This is a genomic window from Phyllobacterium ifriqiyense (assembly GCF_030817885.1).
In the GTDB taxonomy this organism is placed as follows: Bacteria; Pseudomonadota; Alphaproteobacteria; order Rhizobiales; family Rhizobiaceae; genus Phyllobacterium; species Phyllobacterium ifriqiyense.
Map to the genome: position 1 here is coordinate 519,605 of NZ_JAUSZT010000002.1, position 20,913 is coordinate 540,517.

Annotated in this window: 25 protein-coding genes; 19 read left to right on the forward strand and 6 right to left on the reverse strand. The window is 53.4% G+C overall.

Translation table 11 applies throughout. The features are described from left to right. The first annotated feature begins 2 nt into the window (after positions 1 to 2). The 16 genes from QFZ34_RS04050 to QFZ34_RS04125 all read left to right on the forward strand — a co-directional run bounded on the left by QFZ34_RS04050 (position 3) and on the right by QFZ34_RS04125 (position 13,844). Entirely contained in the window at positions 3 to 1,202 is a 1,200-nt protein-coding gene (locus QFZ34_RS04050; protein ID WP_307277297.1) for a MotC family chemotaxis protein, read from the forward strand. Then, on the forward strand, positions 1,199 to 2,479 hold the full coding sequence (fliK, locus tag QFZ34_RS04055; RefSeq protein WP_307277300.1) for a flagellar hook-length control protein FliK: 1,281 nt from the start codon (positions 1,199 to 1,201) through the stop codon (positions 2,477 to 2,479). The genes QFZ34_RS04050 and fliK overlap by 4 nt, the downstream gene beginning before the upstream one ends. A 460-nt stretch (positions 2,480 to 2,939) precedes the next feature. Further along, positions 2,940 to 3,611 carry a flagellar transcriptional regulator FtcR gene (gene ftcR, locus QFZ34_RS04060; RefSeq protein ID WP_115054989.1) on the forward strand — a complete coding sequence of 224 codons (672 nt, stop codon included), beginning with the start codon at positions 2,940 to 2,942 and terminating at the stop codon, positions 3,609 to 3,611. Positions 3,612 to 3,741: 130 nt separating this feature from the next. Continuing rightward, positions 3,742 to 5,004, forward strand: a complete 1,263-nt coding sequence (locus QFZ34_RS04065) for a flagellar hook protein FlgE (protein WP_115054990.1) — start codon at positions 3,742 to 3,744, stop codon at positions 5,002 to 5,004. Between the two features lie 31 nt (positions 5,005 to 5,035). After that, on the forward strand, positions 5,036 to 6,490 hold the full coding sequence (flgK, locus tag QFZ34_RS04070) for a flagellar hook-associated protein FlgK (protein ID WP_307277304.1): 1,455 nt from the start codon (positions 5,036 to 5,038) through the stop codon (positions 6,488 to 6,490). A gap of 2 nt (positions 6,491 to 6,492) precedes the next feature. After that, positions 6,493 to 7,542, forward strand: a complete 1,050-nt coding sequence (locus QFZ34_RS04075) for a flagellar hook-associated family protein (protein WP_307277307.1) — start codon at positions 6,493 to 6,495, stop codon at positions 7,540 to 7,542. 47 nt (positions 7,543 to 7,589) lie between these two features. Continuing rightward, positions 7,590 to 7,934: a flagellar biosynthesis regulator FlaF gene (flaF, locus tag QFZ34_RS04080; protein ID WP_115054993.1), complete on the forward strand. Its 345-nt coding sequence runs from the start codon at positions 7,590 to 7,592 to the stop codon at positions 7,932 to 7,934. 5 nt (positions 7,935 to 7,939) lie between these two features. Then, positions 7,940 to 8,377: a flagellar biosynthesis repressor FlbT gene (gene flbT, locus QFZ34_RS04085; protein WP_115054994.1), complete on the forward strand. Its 438-nt coding sequence runs from the start codon at positions 7,940 to 7,942 to the stop codon at positions 8,375 to 8,377. Further along, complete coding sequence (flgD, locus tag QFZ34_RS04090) at positions 8,374 to 8,769, forward strand: flagellar hook assembly protein FlgD (RefSeq protein WP_115054995.1); 396 nt, start codon at positions 8,374 to 8,376, stop codon at positions 8,767 to 8,769. The genes flbT and flgD overlap by 4 nt, the downstream gene beginning before the upstream one ends. Before the next feature lie 2 nt (positions 8,770 to 8,771). Beyond that, on the forward strand, positions 8,772 to 9,038 hold the full coding sequence (locus tag QFZ34_RS04095; RefSeq protein ID WP_115054996.1) for a flagellar biosynthetic protein FliQ: 267 nt from the start codon (positions 8,772 to 8,774) through the stop codon (positions 9,036 to 9,038). Between the two features lie 71 nt (positions 9,039 to 9,109). Then, entirely contained in the window at positions 9,110 to 11,200 is a 2,091-nt protein-coding gene (gene flhA, locus QFZ34_RS04100; RefSeq protein WP_115054997.1) for a flagellar biosynthesis protein FlhA, read from the forward strand. A gap of 6 nt (positions 11,201 to 11,206) precedes the next feature. Beyond that, positions 11,207 to 11,956 (forward strand): flagellar biosynthetic protein FliR, encoded by a 750-nt coding sequence (fliR, locus tag QFZ34_RS04105; RefSeq protein ID WP_307277319.1) that lies wholly within the window; start codon positions 11,207 to 11,209, stop codon positions 11,954 to 11,956. After that, positions 11,956 to 12,354: a hypothetical protein gene (locus QFZ34_RS04110; protein WP_307277321.1), complete on the forward strand. Its 399-nt coding sequence runs from the start codon at positions 11,956 to 11,958 to the stop codon at positions 12,352 to 12,354. The genes fliR and QFZ34_RS04110 overlap by 1 nt, the downstream gene beginning before the upstream one ends. An 85-nt stretch (positions 12,355 to 12,439) precedes the next feature. Beyond that, the gene (locus QFZ34_RS04115; RefSeq protein WP_115055000.1) at positions 12,440 to 12,913 is read left to right on the forward strand and encodes a rod-binding protein; all 474 of its coding nucleotides are present in this window, start codon (positions 12,440 to 12,442) and stop codon (positions 12,911 to 12,913) included. A gap of 56 nt (positions 12,914 to 12,969) precedes the next feature. Beyond that, positions 12,970 to 13,377, forward strand: coding sequence for a flagellar protein FlgN (locus QFZ34_RS04120; RefSeq protein ID WP_307277325.1), 408 nt, complete (start codon positions 12,970 to 12,972; stop codon positions 13,375 to 13,377). Beyond that, positions 13,374 to 13,844, forward strand: coding sequence for a hypothetical protein (locus tag QFZ34_RS04125; protein WP_307277328.1), 471 nt, complete (start codon positions 13,374 to 13,376; stop codon positions 13,842 to 13,844). Before QFZ34_RS04120 ends, QFZ34_RS04125 begins: the two co-directional genes overlap by 4 nt. Positions 13,845 to 13,851: 7 nt before the next feature. Here QFZ34_RS04125 and QFZ34_RS04130 read toward each other — a convergent pair whose 3' ends face one another. Together QFZ34_RS04130 and QFZ34_RS04135 are read right to left on the reverse strand one after the other, a co-directional pair. Next, positions 13,852 to 14,187 (reverse strand): PilZ domain-containing protein, encoded by a 336-nt coding sequence (locus QFZ34_RS04130; protein WP_115055003.1) that lies wholly within the window; start codon positions 14,185 to 14,187, stop codon positions 13,852 to 13,854. A gap of 139 nt (positions 14,188 to 14,326) precedes the next feature. Continuing rightward, on the reverse strand, positions 14,327 to 15,229 hold the full coding sequence (locus QFZ34_RS04135; RefSeq protein WP_307277330.1) for a LysR substrate-binding domain-containing protein: 903 nt from the start codon (positions 15,227 to 15,229) through the stop codon (positions 14,327 to 14,329). A 124-nt stretch (positions 15,230 to 15,353) separates the two neighbouring features. On the opposite strand from QFZ34_RS04135, the gene QFZ34_RS04140 reads away from it, so the two are divergent. The 3 genes from QFZ34_RS04140 to QFZ34_RS04150 all read left to right on the forward strand — a co-directional run bounded on the left by QFZ34_RS04140 (position 15,354) and on the right by QFZ34_RS04150 (position 17,315). Continuing rightward, positions 15,354 to 16,061: a glutathione S-transferase family protein gene (locus tag QFZ34_RS04140; protein WP_307277333.1), complete on the forward strand. Its 708-nt coding sequence runs from the start codon at positions 15,354 to 15,356 to the stop codon at positions 16,059 to 16,061. Positions 16,062 to 16,242: 181 nt separating this feature from the next. Continuing rightward, positions 16,243 to 16,659, forward strand: coding sequence for a hypothetical protein (locus tag QFZ34_RS04145; protein WP_307277335.1), 417 nt, complete (start codon positions 16,243 to 16,245; stop codon positions 16,657 to 16,659). 92 nt (positions 16,660 to 16,751) lie between these two features. Next, positions 16,752 to 17,315: a methylated-DNA--[protein]-cysteine S-methyltransferase gene (locus QFZ34_RS04150; protein WP_307277338.1), complete on the forward strand. Its 564-nt coding sequence runs from the start codon at positions 16,752 to 16,754 to the stop codon at positions 17,313 to 17,315. A gap of 4 nt (positions 17,316 to 17,319) precedes the next feature. On the opposite strand, the gene QFZ34_RS04155 is transcribed toward QFZ34_RS04150, so the two are convergent. The 4 genes from QFZ34_RS04155 to QFZ34_RS04170 form a co-directional block, all read right to left on the reverse strand. Then, positions 17,320 to 18,558: an RNA polymerase sigma factor gene (locus QFZ34_RS04155; protein WP_307277341.1), complete on the reverse strand. Its 1,239-nt coding sequence runs from the start codon at positions 18,556 to 18,558 to the stop codon at positions 17,320 to 17,322. Beyond that, positions 18,555 to 18,920 carry a YciI family protein gene (locus tag QFZ34_RS04160; protein WP_307277344.1) on the reverse strand — a complete coding sequence of 122 codons (366 nt, stop codon included), beginning with the start codon at positions 18,918 to 18,920 and terminating at the stop codon, positions 18,555 to 18,557. Before QFZ34_RS04160 ends, QFZ34_RS04155 begins: the two co-directional genes overlap by 4 nt. A 115-nt stretch (positions 18,921 to 19,035) precedes the next feature. Next, a complete protein-coding gene (locus tag QFZ34_RS04165) occupies positions 19,036 to 19,569 on the reverse strand; it encodes a response regulator transcription factor (RefSeq protein ID WP_307277347.1) in 534 nt (177 codons plus the stop codon). Then, positions 19,559 to 20,911: an ATP-binding protein gene (locus QFZ34_RS04170; RefSeq protein WP_307277348.1), complete on the reverse strand. Its 1,353-nt coding sequence runs from the start codon at positions 20,909 to 20,911 to the stop codon at positions 19,559 to 19,561. The genes QFZ34_RS04165 and QFZ34_RS04170 overlap by 11 nt, the downstream gene beginning before the upstream one ends. Positions 20,912 to 20,913: the final 2 nt, after the last annotated feature.

The window sequence follows — 20,913 nt, forward strand, 5'->3', positions numbered from 1 at the left end:
GAGTGAGGCGCTATCATCTTGTGTTGATACTGGGTTTGCTCGGTTTGATGCAGGCACAGGCGCGAGCGGATATGCTTGCACGAGAGCCATATCTTCTGGTGCGGTCAATGCGCATGTTGCAGGACCAGGTAGCATCTGGAAAGCCGGAAGCGCTGCCGATGCTCAACCGGGTTCTTGCGCATGTTTCTCGTCAGTTTAAAGAGGCCAAACCGGAGGCTTGGGACAAGCCGGCCAATGCCTATGCGCTTTTCATCTATCTGCTGAATGGTGGCAATCCTGATGTTGTACGCGGCATCATTGCCACGCTGAAGCCTGATCAGATCGATCCTAAACTTATCGCCGGATCATTGGCCTATGCAGATGGCGATGCGCTTCGCATTGTCGAGAACTTTCAGGAACTGCCGCCAAATCTGCCAGCAGAACTCAACGCTTCGATCTATTTGGTAACGGCATCTCAACTCGCTTCGATTGATGCGATTACAGCTCTCAAGCGCCTCGACTATATACGGCTGAATGCGCCAGGAACGCTGCTGGAGGAGGCAGCCCTGCGCCGCGGTCTCAGCATCGCCGCTGGTCTTGGCGAGAAAGACAAGCTGCTATATCTGTCCAGAAACTACCTGCAACGCTTTGAACGATCACCATATTCGGAAGATTTCTATCGCCAGCTTGTCGACGCCTTGCTGAAGCTGAAGGACAAAATCAGCGAGGAGGAAATCAAGGATCTGGCAGTGCTGGCTTGGCCGGGCGCCCGGATGCCATTTTACTTGCGCCTCGCCCGTGGCTCTATTGTTAATGGTGATCTGGTCCGTGCCCGGTTTGCCGCGCGGGAAGCGGAAGAACTGGCCACTGCGCTCAAAGCCGACAACACACAGGCAAGGCTTTACCTTGCTGTGAGCAATGTCGGTTCCGATGAGACCGGAGAAGCGGGCAGAATATTGTCCAGCCTGCCAAAGGATCGTCTGCATGGCCGCGACGTAAACCTACTTGAAGCGGCCATGGCCATGGCGGGGAAAATAACCGAACAACCGCGTGTGACGTCAGCTGCCATGGAGCCCCAAACTATCCCCACGCCAGAGATCGCCACGCAGACGCCGCAAAAGACGCGCCAGCCGCCAGCCGTCGATACGGAAGATGCGATGATTACAGAAACGCGCAAGAAGCTCGATGCGATCGATGCAATTCTTGGAAAGGCCGGGAAATGACGATCGGATCCAATATGCCTTTCAAGCTGAAGTTGCAGACGCCGGTGCGGGCTACAAAGGAAGAGACGCAAGGCAACTTCCAGGAAATGCCTGGAGCCAAAGAGCTGCAACCTAATTTTGGATCGCTTTTGGAGGCCGTCAAGCCACACCGGAAAAGCGTTTTAAACCACATTCCTGGTGACGAAAAAAGCGCTGGGCCAGACAGCCCGCCCGATCACAGGGATGAGGAATCCATGTCGCTTACACAGAGTGCTTTCCCGCAACCAATTATTGCGTTGGAGCAAATGCTGGATAGGCGGCAAGGTGATAAAACCGCTTTTCCCCCCGATACCTTGATTGACCAGCAGGGCTTGCAAGGAGCAGTGTCCGTGACAGATTCGGATGCTGCTGAATTGACGCTGGGAAACGATGACATCCCGCCACAGACAGATGCTGCAGATGTTCTTGCAGACAAAGAACAAGCGCCGAAGCAAGTGCCAGAGCGCTCAGGCAGACTTTCCGTCTCATCCGCGCCTCCTATACCCGAACAAGCCTCATCCGAGCCCGCAATGCCATCTCCTGTCTCCGCAAAGCAGCAGGAGATCAATGGCGCCAGTTCTGCCATAGCGTCAAAAGCGGTAAAACCGGAGAAACAGAATTCCAATCCGGTGACGGAGACATTGCAGGACGTGATTGCGGCGTCTGACACGAACACATTCCAGCAGGCTGCTCCTTCATTGCCACAAGCCACGGCAAAACCCTTGATGGGAAATATCGCGATGGTTACGGTACCGGCCAATTCCCCGGCTGTCACCGGCATAGAAGTGGTTTCTGATCGCACCACGGGTGCTGCAAGGACGTTGGTCATTCAATTGCAGCCCGTCGAACTTGGCACTGTAACCGCCAGACTGCGCCTGACATCCGAGGGAATGCATATCCAGATTGCTGCGGCGAGCACTGCAATGGCCGAGCATCTATCCAATGATCGTGAGGCTTTGGGCAAAGCGCTGCACAGCGCGGGCGTTACGGATGATGCATCCAATGTCACAATATCCATTATAGACCGCTCGCAGGCAGGTGCTGGAAACCCTCAAGCCGGTCAGCAAAATCTTAACGGGCAAGATCCGCAACAGCTCGGCGCGCGCGGCAATAATCAGGGCCAATCGGGTTTCCAGAATACGCCGGAAAATCGAACGACCCATCAAAGTTTTTCCGCAGACGTTGCACCGGATGACCATGTCGAATTACCGGCAAAGCCAGGCGCTCAAATTCGTTCTTTGCGCGGGCTCGTCGTTTAATTCGCACCTGACTGTCGGTTTGCCTATGCCGTCACCAGTCCGTGGGGACCAGGCCGCGTGCGCGCACGCCATGATTGCACCAAAACGAAGTTGGCAGCGAGGCATTGCTGGGCGGGCAATGAACATCATGCAGAAAAATTATGTTTGCCGGGTAATGGCACATATGACGCAAGCGAGCGCAAAAACTGGACTCCTGGCATGCGCATCTTTTGCAATAAGGGACCACGTTAATACACGGTAATAAAACGTGAATTTTATTTCCCGTTGGCAATTTGTTAAACTTATTGCGTCAGCTTTGCTACAGCCGCCGTGTCGGCTTTTCCCCCAAGTCCAGCTATTATACCACTTCATTCCGACTCCCAATTAATTAGGAACAATTAGTTGGGGATTGTCGACAACTCCTTACCACCGCTACGTGTGTCGTGCTTGGGGTTAAGTTACTGATTCGGAAGGTGGGGTTGTGATTGTAGTCGTCGACGAACGAAGTCTGGTGACGAGTGGGTATTCTGCATGGTTCGCCCGAGAGGGCATAACGACAACCGGGTTTTCTCCGAACGATTTTGGTGAGTGGGTCGCCACCGTTCAGGAGCAAGATATTATGGCAGTGGAGGCATTTCTGATAGGGGAGTGCGCGAACCGCAGCCAGTTTCCACATAAAATTCGTGAACGTTGCTCGGCTCCCGTGATCGCTGTCAACGACACCCAATCGCTGGAAAACACGCTGGAGCTTTTCCAGGCTGGCGTCGATGATGTTGTGCGCAAGCCCATGCATGTTCGCGAGATTTTGGCCCGGATCAATGCAATTCGTAGACGTTACGGCAATGGCAGCAGTGGAACCCAGATCGGGCCGATCAAGATTTTCTCCGACGGGCGCGATCCGCAGGTCAATGGGGTTGATTTTTCCTTGCCGCGCCGCGAACGCCGTATCCTTGAATATCTGATTGCCAACCGCGGACGGCGGTTGAACAAGGCCCAGATATTCAATGCGATCTATGGAATCTTCGATAGTGAAGTCGAAGAAAGCGTTGTCGAGAGCCATATCAGCAAGCTGCGCAAGAAACTGCGTGAGCAGCTTGGATATGATCCGATCGATTCAAAACGCTTCCTTGGCTATTGCATAAATCTCGACTGAAGACCGGCGAGTGCCGCCGATCTTGATCAATCGAAATTTTTTTAGCTTCTCTCAGTGATTCCCCACGTCAGCTTCGCGCAAGTATCGAGGCATAACGATTCTGGACTGAATCGCGCTTTAGGAGACGGAAATGAGCCTTTACGGAATGATGCGAACCGGCGTGTCGGGTATGAACGGTCAAGCCAACCGGCTGTCCACGGTATCCGAGAATATCGCCAACTCGAGCACGACCGGCTATAAGCGCGCGAGCACCGAGTTTTCTTCGCTTGTTCTTCCCAGTTCCGGCGGCTCCTACAATTCCGGTGGGGTCGAAACTACCGTTCGCCACCATATTTCTGATGATGGCCCGCTGCGTTTCACGACATCCTCTACTGATCTTGCCTTGAAAGGCAGGGGCTTCTTCATCGTCAGCAATGCCAATGGAACACCTTACCTGACACGTGCCGGTTCGTTCGTTCCTGATGCTGCCGGAAATCTGGTCAATACTGCCGGATTTTACCTGATGGGGTATCCCATTACCAACGGCAACGTAAATCCAGTAGCCAATGGCTATCAGGGTCTGGAGAAGATCAATCTCTCGCAAAACGATCTGATCGCTGACCCGAGCCGCAAAGGCGTCTTTACGGCGAATTTGCCGGCAGGCGCTGAGATTATACCCGCTGCCGACCGGCCACCTGCAAATACAACGGCTACGGCAAAATTTACCGCCAAATCGTCGGTTCAAACCTATGACAATCTGGGCAATGTCGTTGTTCTGGATATTTACTACACCAAGACGGCGGACAACCAATGGGAGGCCGCCGTTTATAACAAGGCCAATGCATCGGCAACGGGCGGGTTCCCTTATACGCCAGCGGCTCCGCTAACAACCGAGACATTCAACTTTGATGCCCTGACAGGCAAGCTCACATCGGCGGACAAGTCGATTTCCGTTGTCGTTCCAAATGGCCAGCCGCTCGAAATCGACTTTTCCGGCACGAAGCAACTGGCTGGCGACTACAATCCCATTCAGGTCAAGATCGATGGCAATTCGCCCAGTCCGATTGAAGACGTGACGATCGGCGCCGATGGTATCGTGGTGGCCAACTACAAGAACGGCACAACCCGTCCGATCTACCAGATCGCGCTCGCGGATGTGCCCAGCCCCGACAACCTTCAGGTTCTGTCAGGCAATGTGTTCTCGACCAGTGCCGATTCCGGTGAAGTTCAGGTGGGCTTTGCCGGCAAGGGAAGCTTTGGCAGCATCACGTCAGAAGCCCTTGAGGAATCCAATGCGGACATTGCGCAGGATCTTACGGAAATGATCGAAGCGCAGAGAAACTATACGGCAAACTCCAAAGTCTTTCAGACCGGTGCGGACTTGATGGACGTGCTGGTCAATCTGAAACGATAGCTGAACTTATAATGGGAATTGGACAAAGGGCATGTCACTAACTTCAGCGCTCCTTACTGCTCAGAGTGCTCTCAATACCGTGTCAAAGCAGACCGCGGTCGTCTCCCGCAATATTGCGGGTGCCAACGATCCAAATTTCACGCGGCGCATAGGGTCAGTGGTAAGCGGTGCCGGTGGCTTGACCTATATGTCGGTGAAACGCTCGGCAGATGAGGCCCTTCTTTCCAAGTTCGTGGAAGCCAACAGCTTTCTGGGAGCATCCGACACTTTGAAAGGCGGTCTTGATCGCCTTTCGGGCATTTATTCAGCCAGTAATGCGTCTGATTCACCGCGAGCCCTTCTTGGCGATTTACGGGATTCACTCCAGCTTTATGCCTCTCAGCCTGGCAATAGCTCGGTGGGGGAATCCGCCGTTGCCAAAGCCGTGTCGCTTGCCAATAGCCTTAACCGGGGAACGCAGGAAACGCAGAAGCTTCGCCAGGATGCCGACAATGATATTGCGGACTCGGTCAACAACGTCAACGACCTCCTGGCAAAGTTCGAGGCGGTCAACAATCGGGTGGTCAGTGGCACAAGGGCTGGGTCTGATGTCTCGGATGACCTTGATGAACGGGACGGCCTGCTAAAGCAGATATCCGGTGAAATCGGTATCACGACCTTAAAGCGTGATGACAATGATATGGTCATTTTCGCCGAGTCAGGCGTCACGCTTTTTGAAAAATCTGCACGAACTGTGACGTTTACACCGACAAGTGCGTTTAGCGCTTCAACGGGCGGCAATGAGGTCTATGTGGACGGCGTACCGCTGTCGCACGGCACATTTGATCAACCCTATGGCACCGGACGGCTGAGCGGTCTCTTGCAATTGCGGGACCAGACCGCGCCGGCCTATCAAAAGCAACTGGATGAAATTGCCCGCAGCCTCGTCAGCATGTTTGCTGAAAAAGGCACAGGCGTACCGACAGTCCCTGGCCTGTTTACCTATTCGGGCGCACCGGCGATGCCGGCCGATGCCACGGTCCTTCCGGGAATCGCGGGGTCACTTAAAGTATCATCTGCCTATATTTTGTCGGAAGGCGGCAATCCTGCGCTATTGCGCGATGGCGGCCCGGCAGGAACACCTTATGTTCAGAATCCGGATGGTTCTGCAGGCTATTCTGATCGACTGCAAAGTCTGATTGGGGCGATCGGCGCACCGCGAACTTTTGACGTTGATGCGGCAGCAGGCAACAATAAAAGCCTGCTTGATTTCGCCGCCGCATCGATCAGCTCGCTTGAGGAAAAGCGCAAATCCGTGACGGATACGAACGATTACAACAAAATTCTCTCGTCCAGAGCGAGTGATGCGATTTCCAATGTCAGCGGCGTGAACATCGATACCGAGATGCAATCGCTGTTGGACCTGGAGCACTCCTATCAGGCGTCGGCCCGCATATTGTCGACAGTAGACTCCATGTTCCAAGAACTCTTCCGGGCGGCGTCATAAACATGAAAACACAATCGGTCTCTTCATACGTCCTTGCAAACGCAACCCGGAGCATCATTTCAAAGGCGCAGGCTGATCTGGTCAAGGCGCAACAGGAAGCAACGACGGGCTTTGTATTTGATACCGGTCTGGCGCTGGGCAGCCGCACCGGGCAATCGCTTTCGTTGCGAAAGGAACATGACCGGCTGTCAGTCCTTACGGATTCCAATAAATTGCTGGCCGAGCGTATGACGACATCGCAAAATGCGCTGAGCAATGCCATGAAGGGTTCGCAGGGCTTTTTAGGAACGATCATCGCCATGCGCGGTAGCGGACAGGGCCATGAGGTTGCAGCTAATGCCGCAACAGGGCTGATGCAGACGGCGACATCTTTGATCAACACCAGTTTTAACGGCGAATATGTCTTTGCCGGCGTCAACACTGACGTAAAGCCGCTTGGCGATTATGATGCAGCAGGCAATCCGGCACGCGCGGCAGTCCTGCAGTCCTTTGAAGACCATTTCGGCTTTCCGGTTACTGATCCGCAGGTTTCAACAATCAGCGCGAACGATATGAAGGCCTTTCTGGACGGCCCATTCTCGGCAGAATTCGATGCTGCCTCATGGTCCGATAATTGGTCATCTGCTTCCGATACGCTCATGAAAAGCCGCATCGCGCCAACCGAGCTGGCCGAGACCTCGGTCAGCGCAAACAATGCCGGTTTTCGCAAGATGATGATGAGCTACACGATGGTGGCGGAGTTTGCCAATATTGGTTTGAACCAGGGCGCTTTCGATGCCGTGATCACAAAGGCGATCGAGACCACCACAGAGGCCAATTCAACGCTGCCCGGCGTGCAATCCGTTCTTGGAACAGCCCAGGCGCGAACGAAAGACGCAACGGATCGTTTGGAAGTGCAATTGAAAGTGCTCAACAGCTCAGTGATCGGCCTTGAGGGCGTCGACCCCTATGAAGCCGCCAACAGGGTGGAGGCACTGCGAACACAGATTGATGCCTCCTATGCACTGACTGTGAAGATGCAAAGTCTGAGCTTGCTGAATTACCTGAAATAGACCTGACCTTGCGTGCAATCCGCATGCATCGAAACTTTGAGAAGACAATGTACCAGGCTCGATACGACGATATCATCAATGACGGCGCGACGAGCGCCAAAGAGCGTGAACGGTCATTATTCGATCAATCGATCATGATGCTTGAGGCAGCGCGTGACGAGGACGGCTATTCGTTCAAGGGAATTGAAGCCGTCCAGTTCACGTCCCGTCTGTGGATGATTGTGATGGAAGACCTTGGCGATCCGGCAAACCAGTTACCGCAGGAATTGCGCGCATCGCTGATATCCATAGGCATATTCATTCTGAAGGAACTGGAAGCCATCCGACAGGAAAGGTCGGTCGATTATGACAGCATAATCGACATCACAAAAACCATTCGCGACGGAATTTGAATGCCATGAAAGTGTCCTTGCGCGCTGGCGAAAAAATATATGTGAACGGGGCTGTTCTGCGCGCTGACCGCAAAGTCGCGCTCGAATTCATGAATGATGTGAGCTTCCTTCTGGGAAGCCATGTGCTTCAGGCTGACGAAACAACGACGCCGCTGCGGCAGCTCTATTTCGCGGCGCAGATCATGCTGATCAACCCATCGGCAAAGGACGAGGCGAACCTGGCTTTCAAGCGCATGCTGACGGCGCTTCTCGGCACGTTTTCCAACCAGCAGATGCTAAAAGAGCTGAAGCTCATCGATGAGGTGGTCTGTAATGACCGCATCTTCGAAGCGTTAAAATCGATCCGTGGGCTTTACGCGCTGGAAGCACAAATCATGTCGGGTGGTTCAGGCGCTGCCATTCCTGCACAAACGGGCCAGGTAAGGCCGGAGGCGACAGCATGACCACTATTCCGCCCGTAGGCACGGAACAAACAAATCAGACCAACACACCAAAAGCTGTTGCGGGCGCTGATTATCAGACCTTTTTGAAGCTGCTCGTGGCCCAGATGAAAAATCAGGACCCGACCAAGCCCATGGACGCAACGCAGCAGGTGACGCAGCTGGCGCAATTCTCCAGTGTTGAACAAGCTGTTCAGATGAACGCCAAACTTGAACAGCTACTGGCAAGTTCGTCACTGTCTCAAGCGGATGGTATCATCGGACGGACCGTGACCAGCCCCGATGGCAAAGTCTCTGGCGTGGTCGAATCCGTGCGCATCTATAGCGATGGCATGGTAGCAAAGCTCAAGGGCGGGGCGGAGCTGATCATTACGGCCGGTATCGTCATCAGCTGACCATGAACGAAGCTGATGCACTGGATATTGTCAATCAGGCGATCTGGACGGTTATCGTAGCCGCCGGCCCGGCGGTCGGTGCAGCGATGCTTGCAGGTGTCGGCATTGCCTTGTTTCAGGCCCTGACGCAGATTCAGGAGGTCACCCTGACATTCGTGCCGAAGATACTGGTTATTCTTGCAGTGCTTGCTCTGACCGCACCTTTTGTCGGCTCGCAGATCAATACGCTGACGCTGCTGACCTATTCGCGGATTGAAAAGGGTTTTTGATCCAAAGCTCTAACGCGCGGGCTTCGCGTAAGCTTCGTCTCCTATGGTCCATCCGACAATAGGAGAAAGCCGTGCAGCAGGCAGCAGTAAAACGACTGGGTGATAAGGGCTACCTGACCGGCAGTGATGTCGGTCTTGCGCTCGGCATCGTCATTATTCTGACGGTACTATTCCTGCCGGTTTCCCCGATGGTTCTTGATATCGGACTTGCCTTTTCGATCGCCCTGTCCGTGTTGATCCTGATGGTTTCGCTGTGGATACAGCGTCCGCTTGATTTCTCTGCATTCCCCACTGTGCTGCTGATCGCGACGATGATGCGTCTTTCGCTCAATATCGCAACAACCCGCGTTATTCTAACCCACGGCGACGAAGGTTATGCCGCGGCGGGACAGGTCATCCATGGCTTTTCGCAATTCGTCATGGGCGGTGATTTCGTTATCGGTCTGGTGGTCTTCGCAATTTTGATCATCGTGAATTTTCTCGTCATCACCAAGGGTGCAACGCGTATTGCCGAAGTAGGGGCACGCTTTACGCTCGATGCCATACCGGGCAAACAGATGGCGATTGACGCGGACCTGTCCTCCGGACTTATTGATGAGAAGGAAGCACAGCACCGCCGCCGCGAATTGGAAGAGGAAAGTGCCTTCTTCGGGTCGATGGACGGCGCATCCAAATTCGTGCGCGGCGATGCGATTGCCGGCTTGATCATAACCGCAGTCAATATTTTTGGTGGCATCATTATTGGTGTGACCCGGCACGGTATGGAAGTCGGCGAAGCTGCTGACGTATTCACCAAACTGTCTGTCGGCGATGGTCTGGTTACGCAAATACCGGCATTGATCGTATCGCTGGCAGCGGGTCTGCTTGTCTCCAAGGGGGGCACCCGGGGATCGACGGACAAGGCTGTGTTCGGACAGTTGGGCGCCTATCCAAAAGCTCTTTTCGTAGCTGCTCTTCTGCTCTTTGTGCTCGGTATATTGCCGGGTCTGCCAGCATTTCCATTCTTTATCCTTGCCATCGGTTTGACCGCAATTGGCATTTCTGTACCCCGCAAGCTGGCCAGGGTTGCCGCCGCGGCGCAGGCTGAACTGGCGATCAAGCAGAAGACCGCCGAGGACGAAGATCGCAATTCTGTCAAGGCATCGCTGGAAACAGCACAAATCGAACTTTGCCTTGGCAAGCAACTTTCTTCGCGGTTGATGTCCTCGCAATTGGAACTGGCGCATCGCGTCAACAAAATGCGCAAGAAATTCGCGGTCGAATACGGCTTTGTCGTGCCTGAAATAAAGGTTACGGACGATTTTCTGCTGCCACCGAAAACCTATCGTATCAAAATTCACGGAACCGTAGTGGCGTCGCATGAGCTACGCGTCGGCGAAATCCTTGTCATTCCCGGAGATCGGCCGCCGCCACACGTTCCCGGCGAAGAAGTGCGCGAACCGGCTTTCGGTATGAAGGCTTACTCAGTTCCCGAAACATTCGCGGCAGAACTCAAGCGCGACAACTATATGACTGTCGATAATCTTTCGGTCCTGCTCACGCATCTGAGCGAGATCGTGCGCAATAATCTCTCGCAATTGCTGTCCTACAAAGATATGCGGGCGCTGCTCGACCGGCTTGGCCCGGAATACAAGAAGCTGCTTGATGATATCTGCCCTGCCAATCTCACTTATTCCGGCTTGCAGGCGGTTTTGAAGCTTTTGCTCTCGGAACGGGTCTCGATCCGCAATCTCAATTTAATCCTTGAGGCTATCGCTGAAGTGGCGCCGCATGTCCGGCGGTCGGAGATGATCGTCGAGCATGTGCGTATGCGCATGGCACAGCAGATTTGCGGCGATCTTGCCGACAATAGCGTGCTTTCCGTGTTGCGCCTGGGCAATCGCTGGGATCTGGTTTTCCATCAAAGCCTCAAGCGGGATGCCAAGGGGGAGGTCACGGAATTCGACATTGACCCGCGTTTGCTTGAACAGTTTGGAACGGAAGCGACCACCGCAATTCGCAAACATCTCGATGCGGGAGAGCGTTTTGTTCTGGTCGCTTCGCCGGAAGCGCGGCCCTATATCCGCATGATCATCGAGCGCTTGTTCACAACCCTATCGGTTCTTTCCCATGTGGAAATAGCCCGGGGTGTTGAGGTCCGCTCCCTTGGAACGATCTCGTGAGCTCTAATGCTTCCGCTCAGTGATACGGCACTTGCCGGATTTCTGGTGTTCGCGCGCGTTGGTGCTTGCCTGCTGATCATGCCGGGCATTTCCAGCCCGCGCATCCCCGTTCAGATACGGCTTTTTCTGGCCCTGGCATGTTCGCTCATGGTGGTTCCATTGGTGCTGACCCAGGTGGCTCCAGCAGCAAAAGCCGCTCCGCTCGTTTTGATGCGGATCATTGTGGTGGAAATTATTGTCGGCGGGCTGATCGGTGTGCTGGCCCGCATGTATTTCTGGGCCTTGCAGTTCATGGCCAATACGATCGCAATGACTGTCGGCTATTCCGGGGCACCGGCCGGGTCGATTGAAGGTGAGGAGCCGCAAGCAGCAATCGCAAGCTTTGTTACGCTATCGGCGCTCTGTCTTTTCTTCATCACTGATTTACATCTGGAGGTGTTTCGCGCGCTCCTGTCATCCTATACCGCGATCCCGGTAGACGGCATTTTCCAGCCGGGCACAGCCATGGTCAATCTGACAGACACGCTTTCAAAGGCGTTCATGAGCACCATCCGCATAGCTGCACCGTTCATTGTTTTTGCAGTTGTCGTGAATGTTGCTGTTGGGCTGATCAACAAGCTGACGCCTGCCATTCCTGTCTACTTTATCTCAATGCCATTCGTTCTGGCTGGCGGTCTCATGCTGCTCTACTTCGCCATGCCGGACCTGCTCAGATTGTTCACAAGCGAAGCCGGCTCTTATCTGAGGACATTTTGATGGCAACCAGCAAGCGTGCTTCATATCTTGCCTTGATCCGATTGCAGAAACTGGCAAAGGCCCGGTCCGAACTGACCATTGCCGGTCTCAATGCGCAATTAGTGGCGATTGGGGATGAGAGCGAGGCGCTATTCAAAATGCAGGATGACAGATTCAAACCCGGCGCTGATCTGGTTCCTCCAGACCTCATCATACGACGACTGGAAACGAACAGAATGAGAGCAATTCATCTGACGGATCAGATGGCCGTTCAACGCAAGAACCTGTTGAAGATTTCAAGAACGCTGGATGTCCTGAACGACCGGTTGCGATCCCATGAAAGCGAACAACAACGCCACCATGCCACTGTCGAAATCGATGAATATATCAGCCAGTTGCTCGGAAAAGCCGCGAATTAAAGACAAGCCCCAAATGAAGGCTCAAGCCTCAGTCAAGTTTGAACAGCTAGTGTCACAAACATGAAACAGTTTGGGTCTGTCTTTTATGTCTATTAATTCGCCTTCTGATTTGGTGTTGGATGCGACGAAGGCCGCTGATCCGCAGGCCATGCGGGCAGCGATGGAAAGATTGCGAAGCGTGGCTGCTGATCGGGCTGCGGCACAAACCCCGCTGTCCGGCGAGAGTTTTGCCCATTTGCAGGCAGGGAGGGTCAGTTCCGAGGGTGTGCAATCAAACACACCTGTTTCAAATCCGGCCTTCAAAAAGTTTGAAGCCGTCATGCTGCAATCCTTCATTGAATCAATGTTCACCGGCGAGAATCAAGCGGTCTATGGCGAAGGCATCGCAGGGGGATATTGGAAGTCGATGATGTCCGAAGCCCTTGCCAATCAGATGGCAGACGCAGGCGGAATTGGAATTGCACGCATGCTGGAAGAGCAAAGTGCCAAACGAATTAAAAACGAAGTGGCTCAGCCTCTTGGCACCACTTCGCCAATTTCTACGAAAGAGCAGGGTTGAAACCCGGTATTTTACCAGATCGAACGGCTGCGGCCGAAAGATTGGAAGGAATGAATATGGAAACCGTCAACGACAACAAGCAGCATATAGGTCTTAATCCATCGCTTGGTCCTGTTCTCATCGCCATCCAGCGATTGGAAGATGTTATTGAGTATGAGACAGATCTGCTCATGGAAGGCGGGGCTGTTGATCTTGCCGATATCAATGCAAGCAAAAGCCGTGGATTGCGGGATTTTAACAAGGCCCTGGGAAAGGCTGTGAAATCGGTCGATAACCCAGCGCTCAAGACACTTCAGCCGGTTCTTGACAGTCTGAGGCTCAAGCTGGAGCGTAATTGTGAAGCGTTGAAATTGCATCTGCGGGCTGTCAGCGAACTGACGGGAATAATCCGCGACGCGCTGGAAACACATGAAGCTGATGGCACTTATACGGCGCGGCAAATGCGGGACGGCCTTGGCGCATGATACGCATCGTCATCATCGGATTGTGGATATGCGCTGTTGCTCTCGGCTCGCTTTATTTTGCTGTTCAGCAAAACTCAGCCACTGCTGCAGTGACTTCGCATGATGCCCAGCCGCTTGATGACGGAAAGACGGAAGTTTTCAGTGTTCCAATTATTATCGACGGTGCCGTTCAAGGCTATGTTGTGACCCAGCTTATTTATACGATCGACAGCGCTGTAAAAGCCTCCGTCAAAACACCGGTATCGTTTTTCATCAATGATGAGGTATTCCGGCAGTTTTACGGTCACTACTCCGATGTGAAGGAGGTGGAGGCGGTCAAGTTCGAGGACGTAAAACAGGCCATTATCGATGGGGTCAATGCGCGTTTCCCCGAACCGCTTGTTAAAGATCTCCTGGTTCAGCAATTCAATTATATTTCATCCAAGGAAATCCGCGATCAAAACACCAAAGGTATCAGCCGCGGTTGATCCCGTTTTAGCCGAGTGAATAATATTTGCCCGACAATGCATGAAGCACGCTTTCGCTCAATGGAGCGACGGTTGAATCGGGCGCAAACCGCACCCCAATATCCAGATTCTTGCGCCAGACAATGTGTGTGATGAGCGCGCCGCAATATTGATCGTCAAATAACCAGAAACGCTCAGGTATGTCGCACTGGCCGATGATCCTTATGCGGGCTCCGCCTTTGGCCAGATCCTGAAAATGGCACTCGGTGAGGAATTGTCCATCCAAGCTCACAAGTTTACCCGAGCGCAATCTTGTCCGTTTGCGTTCCAGTTCTCTTTGTTCTGATTTGCCGGACACGGACATGGACACTACTCAACGCAATCATAAAGCCGGTTTCAAACCGAAGTCTGCAATCTGGCATTGTGTACTCTGAAACAATTGCAAATCCGTTATGAACTGGAGCGCTCACGAGTTTATGTATCTAATGCCAGCTCGCGATTGGTCAGTTGACGCTTCTCGGCAGTTGACCTGACAAAAACTCCACGACGGCCCGGACGCTGGGCAATTGACCGCGACGATGGGGCATCAGCAATGTGGTTGTCACAGTTCCGGCTGACCAGCCGGGTAAAACGCGGACCAAATCTCCACTTCGGATTGCGCTGGCGCAAATTGACGAGGGCAGACATGTCAGCCCTAGTCCGGCAATAGCCGCCTTGATCAAGGCTATCGATTCATTGGCCATCATTCTCCGGATCGGTTTTGCCGCTACCGCCACGCCAGTGTCAGAAACAAGGTGCCAGGTTTCTGCTCCGGGAGCAGTTAACAAACCAAAGTGATTGATCAAGTCGTGCGGGGTGGCGGGAGCACCTCGTGCGGAAATATATCCGGGAGACGCAACGACAAATATCGGTTCGAGCATCAACTGTTTCTGGATGAGGTCCGAATCCGGCAAGGGTGCAAAGTGACTGCGAATTGCCAAATCGTAGCCTTCCTGGACAAGATCGACGAACCGGTCGCTCGCATGCATTTCCAGATTTATCTTGGGGTACGTGCCGGCGATTACCGGAAGGAAGTCCGCCAGATAAAACTGTGTCGCAGGAATGGAGGCCGTCAGCCTCACCGTGCCGCTCGGTTCGGCCATGCGGCTTCGAACGATATTCTCTGCCGCTTCCGCTTCAATCAACGCACCACGGGCATGATTAAAAAAGTCACGGCCAGCGTCTGACAATGAAAAACTGCGCGATGTGCGGTGGATAAGGCGCGCACCCAGCTCCGTTTCAAGCTCGGCTATACGCTTGCTGATTGTCGATTTGGGAATACCGAGACGTCGCCCGGCTTCCGAAAAGCTCCCGCCTTCAACGGCCTGAACAAAAAGATAAAGATCATTGAGATTTATCATCCGCATCACCCATAGTCCACATATGTAGACGATAGGTTGCAAAATTGCAGCCTACCGAAAGATCGTCCAATAGTAATAACTAATAGGCGTGAAGGCGGAAGAGCCTTGAATGGAAAAACAGGAAACAATCATGACACAAATACTTTTTTACGGGGTACCCGAGGGCTGTTCTTTCGGTTCGATTGTCGCGCTGGAATGGTCTGGGCAACCCTATCAACTCTCGCGCATTGCAATGCCGGAAACCGTTACCAGCGAGGCTTACCGGCAGATCAATCCTATTGGGGAGACACCGACTCTGCGTACGGCAAGCGGCGAGTTTATCAGCGAAAGCATGGCAATCCTCAACCATATCGGAGCCGGAGCTGTTGAACAGGGAATAGCCTTCAGGCAGGGCACGAAAGACTTTGATCGCCTGAACCAGATGCTGGCGTTTTTGAACACCACCTTTTTCAACGCATATGCATCGCTTTGGTATGCACTTGAACATGCAAGCGATGAAAACGAAAGGGAGGTGCTGGTTGCTTATGGTAAGACAAAGGTAGCCAAGGCTCATGATGACTTGGAACTCCTGCTTGGAAACCGGCCATGGCTGTTGGGTGATAACCGGACATTGGCAGATGCATACTTTATGGGAATCGCCCGTTGGAGCGATTTTCACAAGACAGCAAGCTACGCTAACTATCCCGGTCTGAGCGCGCTTCACCAAAGATTGGAAGCTGATGCAGGCGTAAGGTTCGCCCATGCGATCGAGCATGAAGAACAGGCAGTCTCCGCTGGTGGCTTTGCAGGACATGTAAGTTTTGACGATGCCCTGAGAGCTACTCGCAAAGCAGCATAAGCAACCGGAAAAGCGGCATTTCTCCACGCTGTTGACGTGTCGTCAGTTCCATAGAGTTACCAGGGAAGCGATCCCGTTTTTGCTTTCCTGGTATAATGATGAAAAAGCTTCTTTACTTTAGGGCAAAATTCTCAGATTGAGATTGGCAAGCTTTTTCATCATACTCGGGGGAGTCCTACCATTGAAAAAACAAGTTGTTCTGACTTTACTGTTTGCGGTAGTCGGTGTTTCGGCAAGTCATGCGCAAACTTGCGAAAGTAACTTTAAGGTGACAGGAGTTCCCTTAATAACGGCAATGAATTACAAAACCTCATATGTTTTTCCAAAGGTCAAAGCAGATCAGGTTTTGAAAACACTTGCTCAGGCGGTGGCTGCGGAAGGTTTTTTGGGAATACAGGTCGACAAGTCCTTGGGCGCAATTGACGCTTACCAAGAGACCACGGGCTCCGGTCGCGAACAAACCTTGCGGATAGTGGCTCGCAAGAAGGGCGCGGGTACACGGGTCGATGCCATGTTCAACATCCAGCAGGGGCAGGTAACGTCGGAAAAAATCGTGCGCAAAGGACTCTGCGATATTGTTATGTCCGCTGCCGACTGACCAAGTCTGCTGACAGGGCATGCAAGAATCGGATTGAATTTCTTATCGAAGTCCACGATTCTTTAGGCAGAACGAAGTTTGAGGCTGCCTCCATGAACGAGACGATACATCACTATTGTGTTTTCGATACCGCAGGCGGATTCTGCGGTATCGCCTGGAACGATATTGGTATTACGCGGTTTCAGTTGCCGACGAAAAGCGCCGAGGCGACAGAGCGCATTCTGCTTCGTCGCTTGCCCCAAGCACTATCCAGCGAACCGACAGCGCAGGTTGCGAAAGTAATTGCTGCTGCAAAGCGTTACTTTGATGGAGAAGAAACAGATTTCTCCGGTGTTGCAGTAGACGTTGGTGATCAGGAGCCGTTTTTCGAGCAGGTCTATACGGAAACGAGACGGCTCGGCTGGGGCAATACCACCACATACGGCACAATCGCAAAAGAACTTGGAGCAGGCCCGGAAGCCGCAAGAGACGTTGGTCAGGCCATGGCGAAAAACCCGATTCCTCTGATTATCCCATGCCATCGGGTTTTGGCCGCCGGAGGTAAGGTCGGTGGCTTTTCAGCGCCTGGCGGTTCGGTCGCGAAGGCACATATGCTTGAATTGGAGGGCGTCCATCTTGGTGTTCCACCTGCAGCGCAGCAGTCATTTGGGTTTTGAGAATTTATCCTGATGACAAGGCTGCGAGGCGCGACTTGAGAAAGCGCAACTCTGCAGGTTGACGCGTCAGCGCTATGGCGCGCTGATAAGAATCGACGGCGGCTTCCACCATCCCTAGCTGTCGTTGCATATCGGCACGGGCTGCATAGGCCAATGGATAATTCTGGAGTTGTCCTTGCTGAATAATTGCTTCGATGGCAGCAAGACCCGCTTCAGGTCCATCACGTTTTGAAAGTGCTGCAGCACGGTTTAAGGCTGCTATAGGGGATGGGTCCACACGCAGCAGGACATCATATAGCGTAACGATCTGCGCCCAGTCCGTGCCCTCGGTTGTCGATGCGTTGGCGTGGACGGTAGCAATGGCAGCTTGAAGGACGTAGGGACCTATATTGCGGGCGGCAAATGCCTGCTCCACCAGTGCTCCAGCTTCGTTGATCAGGCGACGATCCCAGAGCGACCGGTCCTGGTCCTCCAGCAATATGATATCTCCTGCTTGATCGATACGGGTGTGATATCGTGCTTCATGCAAAAGCATCAATGCCAACAGGCCCATAGCTTCCGGGTCTGGCAGTAAATCAACCATAAGTCGACCGAGCCGAATTGCTTCGGCGCAAAGGTCGGCCCGTGTCAGCCCCGGTCCTTCAGTAGCGGCATAGCCCTCGTTGAAGATGAGATAAATAACCCGCAAAACGCTTTCGAGGCGTTCTGGAAGTTGGGCATGGCTTGGCACTTCATAGGGAATAGCATCTTCACGAATTTTACTCTTTGCCCTGACAATACGCTGGGCGATGGTCGGGGCAGGAGCGATATAGGCCCGCGCAATCTCCTCCGTCGTCAGTCCCGCAACTTCGCGCAAGGTGAGGGCGATACGTGCGTCGGCGGCAAGTGCCGGATGACAACAGGTGAAGATCAGCCGTAGCTCATCATCGCTGATATCTTCTGGCACTGCAGGTTCATAGAGTTCATCGGCAAGGGCAGTAAGCTCGGGCATGGCAGCAGCGAGCCGCGCCTGTTTGCGCCAGCGATCAATGGCCTTGAATCGTCCCGTAGAGACGAGCCAGGCATAGGGATTTTGCGGAATACCATCGCGCGGCCAACGCTCTGCGGCGGCGGTGAAGGCCTCTTGCAAGGCCTCCTCCGCCGCTTCAAATCCGCCGAGAAGACGGATCAATGTTGCAAGGACGCGGCGCTTTTCGGAACGATAGATGGTTTCAAAGGCGGCGTTTGCACCCGGCCGGTTCACAGTTCTGGCGGCGGCGTGCTGAAGTCGACAACCGGGCGGACTTCGATGGAACCGATCTTTGCCAAGGGATGTCCCGATGCGGCACGCACCGCGTCATTAAGATCGTTGGCTTCAATCAGGATAATCCCGCCCAGCATTTCTCTGGTTTCCATGAAGGGCCCATCGACTGCTGACATTTTGCCATCGCGGACCTGTAAGGTCATGGCGTTTTCAGGCAGTTCCAGGGCTTCACCCATGACGAAATGGCCGCTTTCCTTCAGTTTTTCATCATAGTTGGCACATTCGGAAAGTGCGGCATTGGCTTCAGGACTTCCGCCAAAGAGTGTTTTTGCATTGTAATAGATGAGACAGGCGTAACGCATAATCTGATTTCCTTCAGTTAGCTTGTTGAACACCCATAATCGTTTGGGGAAGGTCCGATTCGACAAAGCTACAAAATTATTTTCACGATAGCGCAAAAAATGTTGCTGACGCCGTTCAGGTCACGCGCCGTTTTTCCAGCTTCCGGGCCAAGGTACGCCGGTGCATGCCCAGCCGCCTGGCTGTTTCGGAAATGTTGAAGTCCGTTTCAACAAGCATTTGATGAATACGTTCCCATTCCAGCGTCTTGATTGAGGTGGGGCGAGCAGTCAGTGCTATATCGGCATTGCCCGACGCCTTGCTGAACGCCTCCTCAATATCATCCGTATTGGATGGCTTGGCGAGATAGTGACAGGCGCCAAGCTTAATGGCCTCGACAGCGGTCGCAATACTTGCGAACCCGGTCAAGACAACGATCAGCATCGATGCGTTATGGCTGTGCAATGCCTCGACACATGCCAGACCAGATGCGCCCGCCAGCTTCAGATCGACGACCGCATAACCGGGTGAATTCTCTTTCAGAATCTCGGTGAGCTCCTCCAGACTGGACGCCAGCAGGACATCATAGTCGCGTCGTTCGAAGGAACGTTTCAACGTCTTGGCGAAAGCGATGTCATCTTCGACAATAATCAACCGACGCTTATCGGACATGGGAACGTGCTCCAATTGCAAGCGAGGCGAGTGGCAGACTCATTGTTACTGCGGCCCCACCTTGCGGCAGATTTCTGGCGGACACGACACCTCCAAGTTTCCTCACCGCATTGACCACGAGGAAAAGACCAAGCCCGCCGCCAAGCCTGCCCTTGCTTGATTGATAGGGCTTGCCAAACTGTGCCAGCATCTCGGCGGCAAATCCAGGTCCGGCATCGCTGATACGCAGCACAAGGGTATCGCCATCGCGTTCTGCCATAAAACCTATCCAATTAGGGGAGGCGTCGAAGGCATTGTCAAGAATGTTATAGATGACCTGTTTCAATGCGGAGTCGGACACAATGGCAATATCAAGCCCAAATGCGTTACCATAAGACAGCCTCGCGCCGGATCTGGCTGCTCGCCACTCACTGACAAGTTCATCGAGAAAAGTATTTACCGTTGTGATTTTGGGAGACTCGCCCCGCGCCTCTCCGGCAGATAGCAGGATACCGGTCACAATTGCCTTGCAGCGCTGAACCTCAGCCTGCATCTCGTCTATCTCCTGCAACATTGAAGGGTCGCGGGACAAAGCAGGCATACGTCTCCAGTCACCCAATATCACCGATAGCGAAGACAGTGGTGTACCCAGCTCGTGCGCTGCACCTGACGCGAGAAGTCCCATGCGGACGATATGGTCTTCCTCCGCAGCATGTTGTTTGAGCGCCGCAAGATTGGCGTCCCGTTCACGCAAATTGCGACTGATCTGGGCAATGAAGACAACAAGAAGCGCGGCATCAAGTATGAAACATAAAAGCATTCCGAATATATGGAGCCGGAACAGTTCATCAGGCGCATGACCCGGCAAGAGCAATGGCCTGTAGAATATTATCAGCCCGGCAAAGCTTACGCTGGCGATGGCGACGATGGCGGATGTCAATCTTGCATCAAGCAACACTGCGCCGAGCGTCACCTGAAGAAGATAGAGGAAGATGAATGGATTGGTTGCCCCGCCGCTCAGGTAAAGCTGCACGGTGAGGGCGGCAACGTCCAGGACCAAAGCAATGAACAAGGCTGCCGCCGTAACGCTCCGACGCCGACGCAGCCACAATATGCTTGCAAGATTGAGAACGACCAAAGCGCACAGAACGACACCCATCGCGACAATGGGCAGGGTTATTTTCATAGCCGAATGCACCACGGTAATGGTGACGATCTGGCCAATGACAGCGATCCAGCGCAGCTGCACCAGCAGCGTCATGTTTTTCCAGTTTGCTGTGTGATCAGCGGGAGGAAAAATAGAAGCACTGATGTCGGATTGATCCGGCAGTGTGGCGATAGGAGCCGTCTTGGTCTCGCTCATGC